Source organism: Streptomyces triticagri, from assembly GCF_003429565.1.
Lineage (GTDB): Bacteria > Actinomycetota > Actinomycetes > Streptomycetales > Streptomycetaceae > Streptomyces > Streptomyces triticagri.
Genome location: NZ_QUAK01000104.1, coordinates 18,182 through 34,522 on the forward strand (window position 1 = coordinate 18,182; position 16,341 = coordinate 34,522).

General features: G+C 72.5%; 14 protein-coding genes. 6 read left to right on the top strand and 8 right to left on the bottom strand.

What is annotated here, in order from left to right; all coding sequences use genetic code 11:
* Positions 1-105 precede the first annotated feature (105 nt).
* Genes DY218_RS19245 through DY218_RS19255 form a run of 3 tightly spaced genes read left to right on the top strand, consistent with a single transcriptional unit; the run spans position 106 to position 3,745 of the window.
* Complete coding sequence (locus tag DY218_RS19245) at positions 106-387, top strand: SHOCT domain-containing protein (RefSeq protein WP_128557318.1); 282 nt, start codon at positions 106-108, stop codon at positions 385-387.
* Entirely contained in the window at positions 387-1,178 is a 792-nt protein-coding gene (locus DY218_RS19250) for an ABC transporter ATP-binding protein (RefSeq protein WP_128557319.1), read from the top strand. The genes DY218_RS19245 and DY218_RS19250 overlap by 1 nt, the downstream gene beginning before the upstream one ends.
* Positions 1,175-3,745, top strand: a complete 2,571-nt coding sequence (locus DY218_RS19255; protein ID WP_128557320.1) for an ABC transporter permease — start codon at positions 1,175-1,177, stop codon at positions 3,743-3,745. The genes DY218_RS19250 and DY218_RS19255 overlap by 4 nt, the downstream gene beginning before the upstream one ends.
* Before the next feature lie 52 nt (positions 3,746-3,797).
* Here DY218_RS19255 and DY218_RS19260 read toward each other — a convergent pair whose 3' ends face one another.
* Positions 3,798-4,313 carry an ATP-binding protein gene (locus DY218_RS19260; protein ID WP_128557321.1) on the bottom strand — a complete coding sequence of 172 codons (516 nt, stop codon included), beginning with the start codon at positions 4,311-4,313 and terminating at the stop codon, positions 3,798-3,800.
* A 301-nt stretch (positions 4,314-4,614) separates the two neighbouring features.
* On the bottom strand, positions 4,615-4,977 hold the full coding sequence (locus DY218_RS19265; RefSeq protein ID WP_128557333.1) for a hypothetical protein: 363 nt from the start codon (positions 4,975-4,977) through the stop codon (positions 4,615-4,617).
* A gap of 323 nt (positions 4,978-5,300) precedes the next feature.
* Here DY218_RS19265 and DY218_RS19270 point away from each other — a divergent pair, with 323 nt between their 5' ends.
* Complete coding sequence (locus DY218_RS19270; RefSeq protein ID WP_128557322.1) at positions 5,301-6,440, top strand: PLP-dependent cysteine synthase family protein; 1,140 nt, start codon at positions 5,301-5,303, stop codon at positions 6,438-6,440.
* A gap of 25 nt (positions 6,441-6,465) precedes the next feature.
* Here the strand turns inward: DY218_RS19270 and DY218_RS19275 are convergent, their stop codons facing one another.
* A complete protein-coding gene (locus tag DY218_RS19275) occupies positions 6,466-6,945 on the bottom strand; it encodes an SRPBCC family protein (protein ID WP_128557323.1) in 480 nt (159 codons plus the stop codon).
* A gap of 70 nt (positions 6,946-7,015) precedes the next feature.
* Entirely contained in the window at positions 7,016-7,858 is an 843-nt protein-coding gene (locus tag DY218_RS19280) for a DeoR/GlpR family DNA-binding transcription regulator (protein ID WP_128557324.1), read from the bottom strand.
* A gap of 286 nt (positions 7,859-8,144) precedes the next feature.
* Between DY218_RS19280 and DY218_RS19285 the strand changes: the two genes are divergently transcribed.
* The gene (locus tag DY218_RS19285) at positions 8,145-10,457 is read left to right on the top strand and encodes a hypothetical protein (RefSeq protein WP_128557334.1); all 2,313 of its coding nucleotides are present in this window, start codon (positions 8,145-8,147) and stop codon (positions 10,455-10,457) included.
* A 16-nt stretch (positions 10,458-10,473) separates the two neighbouring features.
* Here DY218_RS19285 and DY218_RS19290 read toward each other — a convergent pair whose 3' ends face one another.
* The 4 genes from DY218_RS19290 to DY218_RS19310 all read right to left on the bottom strand — a co-directional run bounded on the left by DY218_RS19290 (position 10,474) and on the right by DY218_RS19310 (position 15,546).
* Entirely contained in the window at positions 10,474-12,882 is a 2,409-nt protein-coding gene (locus DY218_RS19290) for a right-handed parallel beta-helix repeat-containing protein (protein ID WP_128557325.1), read from the bottom strand.
* A gap of 120 nt (positions 12,883-13,002) precedes the next feature.
* The gene (locus tag DY218_RS19295) at positions 13,003-13,608 is read right to left on the bottom strand and encodes an Rv1733c family protein (protein WP_128557326.1); all 606 of its coding nucleotides are present in this window, start codon (positions 13,606-13,608) and stop codon (positions 13,003-13,005) included.
* A 386-nt stretch (positions 13,609-13,994) separates the two neighbouring features.
* Positions 13,995-14,426, bottom strand: coding sequence for a DUF6643 family protein (locus tag DY218_RS19300; RefSeq protein ID WP_128557327.1), 432 nt, complete (start codon positions 14,424-14,426; stop codon positions 13,995-13,997).
* A 541-nt stretch (positions 14,427-14,967) separates the two neighbouring features.
* Positions 14,968-15,546, bottom strand: a complete 579-nt coding sequence (locus tag DY218_RS19310) for a DUF5655 domain-containing protein (RefSeq protein WP_128557329.1) — start codon at positions 15,544-15,546, stop codon at positions 14,968-14,970.
* 148 nt (positions 15,547-15,694) lie between these two features.
* Between DY218_RS19310 and DY218_RS19315 the strand changes: the two genes are divergently transcribed.
* On the top strand, positions 15,695-16,341 hold a 647-nt coding region (locus DY218_RS19315; protein WP_147336154.1), incomplete at its 3' end, for a TerD family protein.

Genomic DNA, 16,341 nt, shown 5'->3' on the forward strand with positions numbered 1-16,341 from the left:
AACGGCCGCTGGCGGTACGACGACCAGGGACCCCTTCCGGGGCGACTCTCGAAGCATCGAGCACATCGAGCAGATCGAGGACTCGCTTCCGAGGAGATGGTTCAGATGCAGACCCTGGCACAGTGGGACGGTGGCCCCGGCCCGTGGATCCTGTTCTTCCCGCTGATCTGGGCGGCGGTCGTCATCGGCGTCGTCACCGTGCTGCGGCGCACCGTGTGGCGCGGCCGTGGCCGCGGCCGGCCGGGCGGCACCGTGCACGACGGGCAGTCGCCCATCGCCGTGCTCGGCCGGCGCTTCGCCTCCGGCGAGATCGACGAGGACGAGTACTGGCGTCGACTGTCCGTCCTGGACGAGCAGTTCGGCCCGGCATCCAAGGGCGGCTCGTGATGACCGCCACCGACACCACGCTCCGCACCGCCGGTGCGGCCCGGGTCGTCGACGCCGTGAAGGTCTACGGCCGAGGCGACACCGAGGTGAGGGCCCTGGACGGGGTGAGCGTCGACTTTCCGGCCGGCCGCTTCACCGCGATCATGGGGCCCTCGGGCTCCGGCAAGTCCACGCTGATGCACTGTGCAGCCGGGCTCGACACCCTCACCGAGGGCGCGGCCTTCATCGGGGACACCGAGCTCGGCACACTCGACGACCGCAGGCTGACCGTCCTGCGCCGCGACCGCATCGGCTTCGTCTTCCAGGCCTTCAACCTGCTGCCGACCCTGAACGTCGCGGAGAACATCACCCTGCCCCTCGACCTCGCCGGTACCCGGGGCGACCCCGAGTGGATCGAAGCGCTCATCGACGTCGTCGGCCTGCGCGACCGCCTGCACCACCGGCCATCGGAGCTCTCCGGCGGCCAGCAGCAGCGCGTCGCCGTGGCCCGGGCCTTCGCGGGCCGCCCCGACGTCGTCTTCGCCGACGAACCCACCGGCAATCTCGACTCCCGCTCCGGCGAGGAAGTACTCGGCCTGCTCGGCCGCGCGGTCCGCGACATGGACCGCACCGTCGTCATGGTCACCCACGACCCGGTCGCCGCGGCCCACGCCGACGAGGTCGTCTTCCTCGCCGACGGCCGGCTCGTCGACCGGATGTCCGCGCCCACCGCGGACAAGGTCCTCGACCGGATGAAGGCCTTCGACCTGGCCGCGTCCGACGGGCCCGCACCCCAGGAGGTGCCCCGATGAGTGCCGCATCCGCGACGGCGAGGATCAGTCTGTCCTCGCTGCGCGCTCACAAGCGCCGGTTCGCCGGCACGTTCACCGCCGTGTTCCTCGGGGTGGCGTTCCTGGCCGGCACGCTGGTCATGGGGGACACCCTGCGGGCCAGCTTCGACAGCATGTTCGGCAACGCCTCGAGCGGTACGGACTCGGTCGTCCGCAGCGCCGACACGATCACCACGCCCGGCGACAGCCAGGGCGTACGGCAGCCCGTCGCCACCGACCTCGCCGAGCGGATCTCCCGGGTGCCGGGCGTCGCCGCGGCCGAGCCCGACATCCAGGGCAGCGGCCAGCTCATCGGTTCCGACGGCAAACCCGTCGGCGGCCAGGGCCCGCCCACCCTCGCGGGCAACTGGATCGACGACCCCGAGCTCAACCCGTACCGGCTCTCGGACGGCCGGCTCCCGGCCAAGTCCGGAGAGGTCGTCGTCAACCGCGGCGCGGCCAAGGCGGCCGGCCTCGGCATCGGCGACAGCACCGTCCTGCGTACGCCCGAACCCGTACGGATCACCGTGGTCGGTCTCGCCACCTTCGGCGGCGAGGACGGCATGGCCCAGGTGACCTTCACCGGGATGACCAGGGCGGACGCCGAGAAGTATCTGACCCCGGAGCCCGGGCAGGCCGCTTCGATCCAGGTACGCGCCGAGTCCGGGACCAGTCAGCGCGAGCTCGTCGACGCGCTCGGTCCCGTCCTGCCCAAGGGCACCGAGGCGATCACCGGACAGGAGTCCGCCGAGGAGAACACCGAGATGATCTCCGGGCAGTTCCTCGGCATCTTCACCACCTTCCTGCTGGTCTTCAGCGGGATCGCGCTGCTCGTCGCCACCTTCTCGATCCACAACACCTTCGCGATCGTGGTGGCCCAGCGGACCCGGGAGAACGCCCTGCTCAGGGCGCTCGGAGCGGCACGCGGGCAGGTCGTCGCCGCCACCCTGGCGGAGGCCACCGTCGTCGCGGTGGCCGCATCGGCCGCCGGTCTCGCGGGCGGCATCGGCATCGCGGCCGGACTGCAGGCGCTCTTCCCGGCGATCGGCTTCCCGTTCCCGGAGGGCGACCTCGTCATCAGCGGTCTTTCGATGGCGCTTCCGCTGGTCGTCGGCATCCTGGTCTGCCTCGGCTCTGCACTGCTCCCGGCCCTGCGGGCGGGACGCACCGCGCCGCTCGCGGCACTGCGCGAGTCCGCGGTGGACCAGTCCGGCGCCTCCCGCGGACGGGCCGTCGCCGGCGCGGTGCTCGCGGCCGTCGCCCTTGGCGTGACCCTGACCGGTGTGGTGGCCGTGCCCTCGGTGTGGCTCGCGGGCGCCGGCGCCGTCCTCGCCCTGATCGCCTTCGTGATCCTCGGCCCGGTCGCATCGAGCCGCGCGGTACGGGTCCTCGGCGCGCCGCTGGCCCGGCTGCGCGGTACGACCGGGCGCCTCGCCGGACGCAACGCGCTGCGCAGCCCGAAGCGCACCGCCGCCACGGCCGGCGCCCTGATGATCGGCGTCGCGGTGGTCTCCCTGTTCACCGTCTTCGGCGCCTCGCTCAAGGCGACGATGGACCAGACGGTCGCCCGGTCGTTCGCCGGGGACGTGGCCGTCAGCGTGCCCGCCTTCGGCGCGGGCGGCAGCGGACTCAGCCCGGAGCTCGCCGGCGTCATCACCGAGCGGCCCGAGGTGGCGGGCGCGGTCGGACTCGGCCGCGGAGTCGCGGAGGTCGACGGCGCCGGACGGGAGCTGACCGTCACCGATCCGCAGGCCCTCGCCGAAGGCCTCGACCTCGGCGCGGTGGACGGATCGCTCGGCGGACTCGGCACGGACGGCATCGCCGTCTCCTCCGCGGAGGCCGACAAGCGCGGACTCGAGCCCGGCAGCCGGACCCGACTCGCCTTCACCGACGGCGAGCGCGAGAGCTTCACCGTGCGCGCGGTCTACGAGCAGTCCGAGCTGGCCGGCGACTACCTGGTCACGCGGGAGGCCTGGGCTCCGCACCGTGCCCAGGACGCCGACAACCTGATCGCCGTCACCTTCGCCGACGGCGTCGACCCGGCGGACGGCAAGGCCGCGGTGGAGAAGGCGGCCGCCCCGTACGGCAATCCGGACGTGCAGACCCGGGACGAGTACGCCCAGTCGTCGGCCGGCGGCATCGACATGATGCTCACCCTGGTCTACGCCCTGCTGGCCCTCGCCGTACTGATCGCCCTGCTCGGCATCGCCAACACGCTGACCCTCGCGGTGCACGAACGGACCCGCGAACTCGGCCTGCTCAGGGCCGTCGGCCAGACCCGTGGCCAGCTGCGCGGCATGGTCCGCTGGGAGTCGGTGCTCGTCGCGGCCTTCGGCACGGTGGGCGGACTGGCCCTCGGCGCCTTCCTCGGCTGGGTGCTGGTCGCGGCAGCGGACGGGGCCGGCGACAGCGCGTTCGCCTTCGCCCTTCCACCCGCCCGGCTGGCGATCGTCGCACTGGTGGGCCTGGCGGCCGGAGCCCTGGCGGGCTGGCGCCCGGCGCGGCGGGCGGGACGGCTCGACGTGCTGCGCGCGATCGCCACGGAGTGATCTCCGCACCTGCCCCGCCGCGGACACCCGGCCAGGGCGCATCACCGCCCGGTCAGCCGACGACGGCCGACCGGGCGGGAGTCTTCTCCGGCAGCCGTACGGTGCGGCCGGCCCCGTGGGGACGGCCGGTGGCGTACCGCGGCGCGGTGTCCCGGAGCGACGTGGCGCCCGGGACCGGCGTGGGGAGGGTGAACCAGACGACCTTGCCGGCCGGCCCCTCGGCCCGCATGCCCCAGCTCGCGCTGACGGCCTCGACCAGTGCGAGCCCGCGGCCACAGGTGTCCAGCGAATCCGCCCGGTGCAGCTGCGGCAGACGGGGGTCGTGGTCGTGCACCGAGACGGTCAGCAGTTCGGGGAGCAGCACGATCTCCACGGTGCACTGCTTGTCCGGGCCTGCATGCCGGTGGACATTGCTGAGCAGCTCGGTGACGCCGAGGGTGGCCTGGTCTATCAAGGGCTCGAGCTGCCAGTGGCGCAACTGCGCCGAGATGATCCGGCGGACTTGTCCGATGCGGGACGGCAGGGCCTTGAGCTCCACCGTGCAGTGCCTGCTCTGCTGGCTGATCACGGCTGCGACTCCCCGAATTGAGGTCCGGAAGACGAAGATCCATTCCGCGGGAGGCGCCGGTCCCGAGCTGGACGTGACCGTCCTACGGTCCCGGGCGGAGCACCACGGATTCCACAGTGGCTGCCTGCTGGGCGATGCAGCTGACTCGCAGCGTGACCGCCGATAAACCCTGAGTGACGTGAGACCAGAGTGACTCAGGGGGTGTCGTACTGCAACTCGCGAACGCCTTCCGGCAGGTGAGGGGCGGTCGCCGGCAGGCCGCGGGACGCCCGCGGCGGCTGCTCGGGGTGCGGTCTCTGCGTCAGGCCCGGGAGAGCCGGCCGCCTGCGCGCCGCACCGCTTCCAGGAAGCGCCGCGCCGTGGACGGGTCGCGCTCCACCGCGGCCTGTGCCGGCGGCGCGGCCGGATCCGGGTCGTGGGTCTCCGCGCGCAGGGTCAGCGAATAGCGCCGGCCGTTGACGGTCGCGCGGGCCCGGTCGTGGGTGGCGAACCAAGGCCGCCCGGCCCGTACGGCGTTCAGCGGGGCGCTGTCGATCTCGCTCCCGTAGCTGGTGAGGAGCTCCAGGCGGCCGTCGCTGATGCGCACCTGGCCCGCCCGGGTGAGCGAGCGCCGCAGCCGCCGGTCGATCCGTACGCCCGTGGCCGTGAAGTCCGGCTCCGTCACGCTGCTCGTCCCCTGCTCCGTCATGCCGCTCGCCCCCTGTCCGCTGTCCCCGTCGCCATCACGTCCACGGCTGCATCGCGCCGTCCGTCTACGCAGTGTGCCCGTACGCCCGGCCCGCACACCAGTGTCCCAGGCAGTCGGCCGGAAGCCGCCGGGCGGGTCTCCGCGCCGGGTGCGCCGGCCGGTGCAACGCCTGCGTCCAGCAGTTCCTTTGGGGCTCCCAAAGGCGTGTTTATGCAGGTGAGGAGCGTGGTGAAGGTGTCTATGATCGGAGTTGCCGGCGGGGCGGACCACGTCCCGCGACGAGCTGAAGGAGCCGCCCGATGAGCACCTCTCAGAAGCGGGCGACCGCATCGGCCACGCCCACCCTGGACGTCGACCGCAGCGACCAGGCGTACCGGAGCTGGCTGAAGGAGGCCGTGCGCAAGGTGCAGGCCGACGCCAACCGCTCGGCCGACACCCACCTGCTGCGCTTCCTGCTCCCCGAGCAATGGGGCATCGACCTGTACCTCAAGGACGAGTCGACGCACCCCACGGGCAGCCTCAAACACCGGCTCGCCCGCTCGCTGTTCCTCTACGGCCTCTGCAACGGCTGGATCCGGCCCGACCGCCCCGTGATCGAGGCGTCCAGCGGCTCGACGGCCGTCTCCGAGGCGTACTTCGCCAAGCTGATCGGCGTCCCCTTCATCGCGGTGATGCCCCGTACGACCAGCGCCGAGAAGTGCCGGCTCATCGAATTCCACGGCGGGCAGTGCCACTTCGTGGACGACTCCCGCACGATGTACGCGGAGTCCGCGGCTCTCGCCGCGCGCACCGGCGGCCACTACATGGACCAGTTCACCTACGCCGAGCGTGCCACGGACTGGCGGGGGAACAACAACATCGCCCAATCCATCTACCAGCAGCTGGAGTTGGAGCGGTACCCGGAGCCGGCCTGGATCGTCACCACCGCCGGCACGGGCGGCACCTCGGCGACCATCGCGCGCTATGTGCACTACATGCAGTACGACACCCGCATCTGTGTGCCCGACCCGGAGAACTCCTGCTTCTTCGACGGCTGGGTCGACGACGACCCGGACTGCACCAGCGACTGCGGATCGCGTATCGAGGGCATCGGCAGGCCCCGCATGGAGCCGAGCTTCGTACCGGGTGCCATCGACCGCATGATGAAGGTCCCGGACGCGGCGAGTGTCGCCGCGGTGCGGGCCCTGGAAGGTGCGATCGGCCGCAAGGCCGGCGGCTCCACCGGGACCGGTCTGTGGAGCGCCCTGAAGATCGTCGCCGAGATGGTGGCGCAGGGACAGCGGGGGAGCGTCGTCACCCTGCTGTGCGACCCGGGCGACCGCTACCTGGACAAGTACTACTCGGACACCTGGCTGGAGGAGCAGGGCCTGGACATCACCCCGTACGCGACCGCCATCGAGTCGCTGCTGGACACCGGGCTGTGGCCCGCCGGCGAGTGAACCGCGGGCGGGTGCGTGCCGGGTCTCAGGTGTGCGTGCCGGAGAGCCGCTTGTCGAGCCGGGTCACCGCATCACGGAACGACCGGCCGAGCCCGGGCCTCGCCAGCTTGAGCCCGATCCGGAAAGGGGCCGAACCGTCCGCCGCGAAGGTCCAGCGGACCCGGGTGCCGTCACCGGCGGGAGTCAGCAGCCACTCCTCGACGAGATGCCGTACCCCCGGCACATTCGTCTCGTCGACCCGGTAGGCATAGCGTTCCTCCGGGTCCCTGGCGAGAATCGTCTCGTCGAAGCGCACTCCACCGGTGAGCTTGACGAGGCGGCCCTCGCCCCCGTTCGTCGGGCGGGCCAGGGACACCGCCTTGAACCAGGACGGCCAGCCCTCGACATCCTCGGCCAGCGCCCGGTACACGGACGCGGGGTCGGACGCGATCTCCCGCGCGAACACGAGTCGCACCGCTGCGGTGTCGACGAACTCGAGCCCCACCGGGCTCAGTCGGCGTGCCATGGTCCTGAAACCCCCTGCGGATGCGGGTAGTCGGGTGACTCGGCGCCCGAACACCATAATTGACGCGCCGTCAGTTGTCTGCCCCGGGGTCTTCGCCCGGCTCGTACTCGCCCACCACGAGCAGCCGCTGCACCCGCTCGGTGATCTCGGAGCGCACCTCCGTGGGCAGCCCCCCGTCCGTCACCCAGGTGTCCACCTGCTCCAGTGTGGCGAACGAACTCAGGCCCACCGTCCCCCACTTGGTGTGGTCCGCGACCACCACCACACGGCGGGCGGACTGCACCAGACGGCGGTTGGTCTCGGCCTCCGCCAGGTTGGGCGTCGACAGACCCGCGTCGGGGGACAGGCCGTGCACCCCGAGGAACAGCACATCGAAGTGGAGCGAGCCGATCGCCTGGTCGGCCACCGGTCCCACCAGGGAGTCCGACGGAGTGCGCACACCCCCGGTCAGCACCACCGTGGCCGCGCCCGCGCGCCGCTCCCCGCCACTCTGCGCCGCGTGGAACACGTCCGCCACCCGCACCGAGTTGGTCACCACGGTCAGATCCGGTACGTCGAGCAGATGCCGGGCGAGCGCATACGTCGTCGTACCGCCGGAGAGCGCCAGGGCACTGCCCGGTGCGACCAGCGACGCGGCGGTGCGCGCGATGTCCTCCTTGGCACTCAGCTCGAGCCCCGACTTCGCCTCGAACCCCGGCTCGTGCGTACTGGCCTCCACCACCGGCACCGCACCGCCGTGCACCTTCTCGAGCACACCCTGCCGGGCCAGCGCGTCCAGATCGCGGCGCACCGTCATGTCCGACACGCCGAGCCTGCGCGTGAGTTCATTGACCCGGACGCCGCCGCGCCGCCGGACCTCGTCGACGATGAGCGCACGTCGCTGCTCCGCGAGGAGGTTCTGCTGCTCGCTCACGACCGGTCCGGTTCCTTCCCTCGTGGTGCCCGCCTGCAGGTCCCTCATCCTGCCACGGCCGCTCCGGGGCGCGGACACCGGCCGTGACCCGGCCGCCACCCGTCGTTCCGGGTGGCGCGAAGTCACCCGCCACGGGGGAGATTCCGTGACGACCGCAGCGCCCGCACCCGCCGGCGCGGGATTCTTGCCGCACGTACGGGGCAGCACAACAGCACGTACGGGGCAGCACGACAGGATGAGACACGGGGAGCCGCACCAAGTGCCGCAGCAGACGCCACAGCAAGCGATGCCCGCACAGGCGGAGGAGACCGCGCTCGAGCTACTGGTCCACGGAGTCGGCGGGGCGACACCGGAGGAGATGCTCGGCGACCCGCGCACCGTCCGCGTCAGCGGCGACGGCATCGCGGCCGTGCACCGGCGCAGCGACGACACCGACGCCGAGCAACGGCCGGACGACTACCGCGACAAGCCCGTCCCCGAGGCCTACTGCTGGGCGAACCTCACCTCCGGCAACGGCGCCCGTGCCCTGTGGCTGCTCCTGCTGCCGTTCATGGTCGTCAACCTCGCCCACTGGATGCGGCCGAGCGCGCACGGCCGGCCCGGTGCCGTCCGCCTCTACGGAGTCCTCGTCCGCCTCGTAGGTCTCACTCTCACCGTCCTCCTGGTGGCCGCCGCCTGCGAGGTGGCGCTCGACCTCGTCGCCTGGCAGTGCGCCGGCACCCACGCCTGCGCCGACGACCGGTCCTGGCTGGGCTTCCTCGCGCCCGACGCCGACGGGGGCGGCGGCTGGTGGACCCAGCCGGGACGCCGCCTCGCGCTCGCCGCCCTGGTTCCCGGCGCGCTGACCGCACTGCTCTGGTTCCTCTCCCGCCGCACCTGGATCGCCTACGAGGCCCAGCGCCCGCTGCCGCAGCGCGAGCCCGCCGAGGACGACACCCGGCAACTCGGCCGCCCAGGGTTCTGGTACGGCCGCCGTCCCGTCGCCCGGCTCCGGGCGGCCCACACGGCCGCCGGGCTGCTGACGGTGGCCGCCGCCGTCGCCACCTCCGCGGCCCGCTTCGACCGTGCTCCCGGCGGCTCCGCGGCGCTCGACCTGCTCGGCCGGTTGCTCGAAGGCGCGCTCGTCGTCGGCATCGCGGTCATCGTCGTCGTGGTCTGCCGCCGCGGCCGCAGCGAGCGGAACTTCGACCGGGCCCTCGACCGCGCGGTCACCGCGTTCCTGCCGCTCGTCGCCCTTGCGATGCTCGCGCTCGCCGTCACGTACGCCGCCTGGAACAGGCCCGGCTGGCGCTCCGAGGGCCGGCTCCCCGGCGATGCGACCTTCGGCGGCATCGCCCTCGTGCAGGGCTTGCTCGTGGTGGCCCTCGCCGTGGTCGCCCTGATCCTCTACCGCACCACCCGGGTGCCGAGCACGGCGCTCGGCGGACTCGGCGGCCCCGCCGTCGCGATGCTCGCCTGCGCGCTCGGCGGTGTGATGTCCGGCGGCGTCGCCCAGCGGGTCGCCGACTGGCTGGACGGCGGCGGCACCCCCGGGCAGGACGGCGACTCCCTGGTCGGCCCGCCCGTGGTGCTCTCCTGGCAGGCCGCCGTGATCCCCGTACTGCTCGTCGTCGTCCTGCTGATGGCGGGACATCTGACGATCCGCACCCTGCAGCGCCGACGCCGGGAGATCACCGAGGTGTGCGACCTCTACGAGGTGGAGGACGACGACGCCGTACGGACCAGGAAGATCGCCGGCACCCGGGCCCGCGCGGCGCTCACCGACCGCGCCCCGGCGATCGTCGGCGTCGTCTCCGCCGTCACCCTGCTCCTCGGTGCCGCCGCGCTCGCCGGAGCCTGGGCGACGACCGAGGTACCGGGGCGGGCGGCCGCAGACGGCCCGGGATTCGTGAGCGGTGCCGCGCAGACCGCACAGGCACTCGGCTCCTGGATGATCGGTCTCGGCTTCATACTCTTCGTCACCTGGGGCCGCCGCGCCTATCGCGACCCCTCGGCCCGACGCACCATCGGCATCCTCTGGGACGTCGGCACCTTCTGGCCGCGCGCCGCGCACCCGTTCGCGCCGCCCTGCTACGCGGAGCGCGCCGTACCGGACCTGACCTGGCGCATGGTGTCCTGGACCCGGCGCACCGGCGGCCGCCTCGTCCTCTCCGGCCACTCGCAGGGCAGCGTTCTCGCCGCCGCCGCGGCCTGGCAACTGCCCGCAGCGGTACGCCGGCGCGTCGCCCTGCTCACCTACGGATCGCCCCTCGAGCGCCTCTACGGCCGCTGGTTCCCCGCCCACTTCGGGCCGGCCGCCCTCGACGAACTGCACCTGGAGGTCGCCTGCTGGAGCAATCTGCACCGGCCCACGGACCCGATCGGCGGACCGGTCCGGCTCACCGGCAAGGGCGGCGCAGAGGTCGACCACGCGCCGCTGCTCGACCCGCTCGCCTATCCGCGCACCGACGAACACCCGCTGCCCGCACCGATCCTCGGCCACTCCGACTACCAGGCGGACCCGGCCTTCGCCCGCGAACGGGCCGCCCTGCTCGCCCGGTTGCACCCCGCCGAGGTCCCGCGCCAGGGCGGTCCGGCGGCGGAGGACCCGCCGCCGTGACGGCGGTGGACGCACGTCAGGGCAGCTCCGGCAGATCCTCCGGGTAGAGCAGCGTCAGATCGTCCGTGGTCGCGTCGTCGAAGTGGGCGACGCGGCCGGCGTGCCGCTCCACCATCGCCTCGAAGACCTGCCTCGCGGTACGTCCGTTGCCGAACGCGGCGCCCTTCGGCAGCTCCGTGAAGTACTTCGTCAGCGCCTCCGCGGTGCCCTCCGCAAGCCGGTACTCGTGCTCGTCCGCCTGCTGCCCGACGATGCTCAGGAGTTCACCGGCGTCGTAGTCCCCGAAGGTGATGGTCCGGGAAAAACGGGACGCCACACCGGGGTTGACGGAAAGGAACCGCGTCATCTCCGAGGTGTAGCCGGCGACGATCACCACCACCGCGTCCCGGTGGTCCTCCATCAGCTTCACCAGGGTGTCGATCGCCTCACGGCCGAAGTCGCGCCCGGAGTCCTCGGGGGACAGCGCGTACGCCTCGTCGATGAACAGGACGCCGCCACGGGCGCGTTCGAAGGCCTCCTGGGTACGGATCGCGGTCGAGCCGATGTGCTCGCCCACCAGGTCCACCCGGGACACCTCCACCAGATGGCCCTGCTCCAGGACACCGAGCGAGGCGAGGATCTCGCCGTACAGCCGCGCCACCGTCGTCTTGCCGGTGCCGGGCGACCCGGTGAAGACCAGATGGCGGCGTACGGAGGCGGCCTTGAGGCCCGCCTGCACCCGGCGCCGTCCCACCTCGATCATGTCGGTGAGGGCGCGCACCTCGCGCTTGACGCTCTCCAGGCCCACCAGGGCGTCCAGTTCACCGAGCACCGCCTGCGAGGAACGGCGCTCCACGGGCTCGGGAGCGGCCGCGGGCTGCGGCTCCGGCTCGGCACTGCGCTGACCGGGGATGGAGCCGAGCAGACCGCCGGGCTGTACGGCGGTCTGCACCACCCGCTCGGGCGCCGCGGGCCGCGCGCTCGCACTCTCGTCGCTGCTGCAGTCCTCGACCAGCGGACCGTCCTCGGCGAACTCGAAGCCGCCGCGGGCACAGCGCTCCGTGCGGCATTTGCGCAGCGTGGTGCGGCAGCCGTCCATCACATGGAAGCCGTAGCCGCTGCTGCCCGTCACCCGGCAGCCGTGGAACGTGCCGCGGCCCTCGGCCGACACATAGAAGCCGGCCTCGGCCGGCTTGGTCACGGTGCACCGCTCCACGGTGGGATCGGCACCCTTGGTGACGATCACCCCGGTCTGGGAGCCTTCCACGGTGCAGTTGCTCAGCGTGCCGCCACTGCCGTGGTCGCGGAACCAGGCACCCGTGGCGGCCTCCCGGATCCGGCAGTCGTCGAGCTGCGCGGTCGCCCCGTCGCTGACCGACACCGCCGTGTTGCGGACCTGGGAGACATCGCTGTCCACCATGTCGACCCGCGAACCGCGGTCCAGCACGAAGAGGGCGTCCGGCACGTCGTGCACCCGGCAGGAGTCGAGCACGGCGGTCGCCCCGTCGCTCACCCACACCGCCGGATAGTCGCCCGTACTGTCGTGGATCTCGCACTGGTTGGCGTCCACCCTGGTGCCCGGGTCCCACACCGAGAGGCCGTTGCGCCCGAAGCGGCTCACCGTGGAGCGGGTGAGCGTGAGCACCGAACGGGACCGCAGATCGAAGGCGTTCTCCGGCACGTCGTGCACGCGGCAGTCGGCCAGCGTGAGCACGGCGTCCGTGTCCATGGTGATCCCGTCCGCGGACGTGCGGTGCACCGTGCAGTGCGTGAGATGAGCCGCGGCCCTGGCGGTCACCTGCACACCCGAACCCTTGATCTCGTACACCTCACAACCCAGTGCCTCCAGCGCCGAGTTGTCGCCCGTGACCGACAGGCCGGAACCACCGGAGTGATGCACCCGGCAGCGCTCCAGACGAGGGTGCGCCCCGTCGCGGACCGCGACCCCCGACTGGCCCGCCGCAAGCACCTCGCACTCCTCGTACACCCCGCCGCCACCGTCGAGCACCGCGATGCCCACGCCCGCGGGATTGTCCACCGTGCACCTGCGGACCGTGGGGCGTGCGCCCGCGCGCACCTCGATGCCCGCTGCCGAACGCGTCACGATGCGCAGCCCGGTGAGCTCCGGCGCACTGTCCTCGACGAGCACCGCGGGCGAGGTGGTGTCCTGCCCCTCCACCTGGAGGTCCTGAACCAGAGCGGAGGAACGCACGGTCAGCGGCACACCGTCCGCGGGGGCGAGGCGGACCGATCCGGGGGTGCCCTCGCCGCGCAGGGTCACGGCGCGCTGCACCACCAGGTTCTCCCGGTAGGTGCCGGGCGCGACGGTCAGCACATCGCCGTCGCCCGCGGCCTCCAGGGCGGCGGACAGCGACCCGTACTCACCTGTGCGGCGCCGCCAGCGGGAGGTTCCGCTGTGAGTCACCTGGACCGTGCCCTGTGCCATGGCGCTGCCGTGCCCCCACCTCGTGCGTTCGCGTCGGACCTGCCGGACCACCGTAGCGTGCGCGGGGGTGGGGAGTTGACCGGTCCGGGGCAGCCCCCGTCGGTTCGATGCGGCGTTCGGTCAGCTGCCCGTGCCCGTACGCCCCCAGTCGGGACCGGCCTTGGCCCATTCGCTGTCCCATGCCGCATACCGCGCCCGCACGAGGCGCCATACGACGAGACGGCGTGCGCCTTCCGCGAGACCTGCCGACATCGCGCCCGCCGCGAACCCGGCGAGGGCCGCATGGGAGCTGGCGGTCGCGGAGTCCAGCGGGCGGTTCGCCGGACGTCCCCGGTCGTCGGTCCAGAGGCGGAACCGGTCGCCGGGCTCGGGCCTGCGGATGTCCGCCGTCACGGGGCCGGAGCGCCGGGTGCCGTCCGGAGCGGTCCAGCGGGCGGTGACGGGGCTGCCCGAGTCACGTGCGGTGGACGTCTCCGGGTCGGGGTCCACGGGCGGCGCGGCCACCTTGGTCAGTACGGTCGCCGTGACCCGGTGCCGCGTCTCACGCTGGGCCTGCACGCTCTGCTGCAGGGCGTCGTCGGTCAGCGAGCCGACCGTCCACCCGACGGCCGGGGCACCGAACACCATCAGGGCCACGGCCACCAGAGCCGTCCAGGCCTCCACCAGATCCGTCCTGCGGCGCAGATCGTTCCCCCGCCAGCGCCAGAGTCCCACCACAGCCCGCACGATGCTGCACCCCCTTCCGCGTCCGTCCTAACCCGCTGCGGCGCGGTCCAAGCACGGGCGGGACGAAGAGAGAGCGAAATCACCCGTCCGGAGAGCCAACGGCCGGGTATGACCGCTGTGTTCCCCTCGCGGGTGTCAGCTTCTGTGCCTTCTGTTGCTTCTGTGCGGTGCCGGCATCACCGGTCGTGTGTGCCCGGGCGTGGACCTGCCGAGGATCGCCCGACTGCAGGATACTCCCGCACTCGGACAGAGTTTCGGCCGGACGCAATGACGACCGGAAGGCATGACGACCGAAGGCATGACGAAGGGCCCTGGCCTTCCCCCTCCAGGGCCCCGGAATCCGCCTCGGCCCGGATGGTCGGTCCCGGTGTCCGAGGCTGATCGCGTCAGTAGCCACGCCCTCCCTGGTAGGGACGGCGGTGCGGGTCCTCGTACTGCATCGGCGCGGGCGCCGCCGGACGCATCGCCTCGTAGCCGCCGGGCTGCGGCGGGCGCTGCTGCTGTGCGGCGCCCGGATAGCCCCGAGGCCCGGCCGCCTGCTGCGGGATGTACGGCGCCGGTGCCTGCTGGAGAGCCGTGGGCTGTGCGGCGCCCGGGTATCCGTAGTGCGGCTGCTGGGGTGAGGGTGCGGCCGGCAGCGCTGGCAACGACGAGTGCAGCGCGGGCAGTTGCCCGCCCGTCTCGTACGCGGACGGCACGCGGATCGGGGCGATCTGCGGTGTGCCCCGCTCGGCCACGAGCGAGTCGTAGATCGGGGTGTCGGGGAATGAAGGCGCGGGGTAGTAGCCGCTGCCGTAGGTGGCGCGGGGGGAGGTCATGGCACATAAGTTAAGCCCACGATGTGCTGGTTGGATAGCCCTGACATAGGTGTGGCGTGTGTGGAAATCATGAGCTCGCCGTCCACGCTCCCTTCGTTACGAAGAAACCGAAGGGGCGCACCTTTGCCCGCCGTGGGTACCTGCGGGTAACCGACCAGCACATTCGGGGTTTTCGGGGCACGCCCGCGAGCATCCGATCTTCGCTCGGGACGGGCTCCGCGAATTCAGCCGGATTGATGAGCGCGGTGGCGTGAAGTTTCCCCTCGCGTCGCACCGTTGCCGTGTCGTCACTCTCAGGGGCGTTCCGCCGGCTCCCCGGCGGTACGGTGTGGGCGGACCCGGCCGACTCCCGGCCCGGGGCGCCACCCGGTCTCTGCAGTGGGTCCGTCGGCCGTGCAAGTGGGCGCGGCGTCCCGCGAGTTCGAGGAATTCGGCAGCCGCCCGGAATTCCCGGGAAAACGTCGGGCGGAGTGGGCGCAGCGGGGAATCGGCGCGTGAATGGCCACGGCTTCCCGGCGCGATTACCGCGGGCCGGTGCCGGTCAGTCGTTGGCGTCGTAGGCCCGCTGCAGCAGCCCCGCGAACCCGTCGTCCACCTCGTCGGCCGTCGAAAAGGCGATCCGCACGTCCATCCCGTCGCCCAGACCCTTCGCGTCGAGCAGCCGGCCGCCCGGCACCGCATCCGGGAGCCGCAGCCCGACGTCGACGCGGGTCCGGGTGGTGGGCCGCACGCGCGCGAAGGTGCGCCGCGGTCCGACGAGCGCCACGAACGTCTTACGGGCCTGCACCGTGACCTGCGGCAGCGCGGCGGCCCTCAGCAGCACCGCATCGAGCACGGGGCGCAGCCCGGGCCGGTCCGCGTACTGGGCGTCGATCAATGCGTCCGCGCTCTGCAGAAGGAAAGCCGGGTAGCCGAAGGTCTCGTGCACGAGCAGCTGCTGCGCATAGCCCCGCACTCCCTCGTTCTCCAGCCAGGCCCGCAGCTGCTGCTCGTCCGCCGGCGCCTGCGCACGGACGGCTTCGGTCCAACTCGCCAGAGTCCGGCCGGTGTTCCGCTCGAGCAGACCGATCTGCCAGTCGCGCATGTCCTGCCAGGACCTGACCTCGGGTTTGGTGGCCATCCCGTCAGCGTAGTGAGGAGGAGACGGCCGCGCCGCCGCGGGCAAGGCCCGGATCGTGATCTGGGGATCTTGTGCACGGGGCAGGCAACCACCGGAATATGTTTGGCCGTGTACGAATCGGCAGCACTTCTGGACGCGACGACGCGCGATGGGGACAGACATGTCAATGCCTAAAGGATCGAACGTGCCGGTGCCGGCACCCGCGGTACGGGTCGAGATCGGCTGGCGCTCGGGCGCCGGCGTGCCCGACGCCGATGCCTCGGCTCTGCTGCTCGCCGCCGGGAAGGTCCGCTCCGACGCGGATTTCGTCTTCTACAACCAGCCCGCGCACTCCTCGGGCGCCGTACGCCACGAGGGCAAGCGGACCGCGGGAGGCATGGTGACGGACACCATCGCCGTCGATCTCGCGCGCGTGGAGCCCGCCATCGAGACCGTGGTGCTCGCCGCCTCGGCCGACGGCGGCACCTTCGGACAGGTCCCTGGCCTGTGCATTCGTATCCTCGATGCCGCCGCCGGCACCGAACTGGCCCGCTACGACAGCGGGGACGCCTCAGTGGAGACGGCCTTCGTGCTCGGCGAGCTCTACCGGCGGCAGGGCGCCTGGAAGTTCCGTGCCGTCGGCCAGGGCTACGGGAGCGGACTGGAGGGCCTCGCCACCGACTACGGCATCAGCGTGGACGAACCGCAGCAGGCGGCGCCCGCCCCCGCGCCGCAGCCCGCGGCCCCCGTCCCGCCACCGGCCGCCCCCACCCCCACGCTCGTGACGCCTCCGCAGCAGCCCGCGCCCGTGGCGCC

Excerpts from the sequence above, each read along its gene's own strand:
- DY218_RS19270 (WP_128557322.1), top strand. The coding sequence starts at position 5,301 with ATGAGCACCTCTCAGAAGCGGGCGACCGCATCGGCCACGCCCACCCTG.
- DY218_RS19310 (WP_128557329.1), bottom strand. The coding sequence starts at position 15,546 with ATGGCCACCAAACCCGAGGTCAGGTCCTGGCAGGACATGCGCGACTGG.
- DY218_RS19300 (WP_128557327.1), bottom strand. The coding sequence starts at position 14,426 with ATGACCTCCCCCCGCGCCACCTACGGCAGCGGCTACTACCCCGCGCCT.
- DY218_RS19275 (WP_128557323.1), bottom strand. The coding sequence starts at position 6,945 with ATGGCACGCCGACTGAGCCCGGTGGGGCTCGAGTTCGTCGACACCGCA.
- DY218_RS19245 (WP_128557318.1), top strand. The coding sequence starts at position 106 with ATGCAGACCCTGGCACAGTGGGACGGTGGCCCCGGCCCGTGGATCCTG.
- DY218_RS19290 (WP_128557325.1), bottom strand. The coding sequence starts at position 12,882 with ATGGCACAGGGCACGGTCCAGGTGACTCACAGCGGAACCTCCCGCTGG.
- DY218_RS19285 (WP_128557334.1), top strand. The coding sequence starts at position 8,145 with ATGCCCGCACAGGCGGAGGAGACCGCGCTCGAGCTACTGGTCCACGGA.
- DY218_RS19250 (WP_128557319.1), top strand. The coding sequence starts at position 387 with ATGACCGCCACCGACACCACGCTCCGCACCGCCGGTGCGGCCCGGGTC.
- DY218_RS19255 (WP_128557320.1), top strand. The coding sequence starts at position 1,175 with ATGAGTGCCGCATCCGCGACGGCGAGGATCAGTCTGTCCTCGCTGCGC.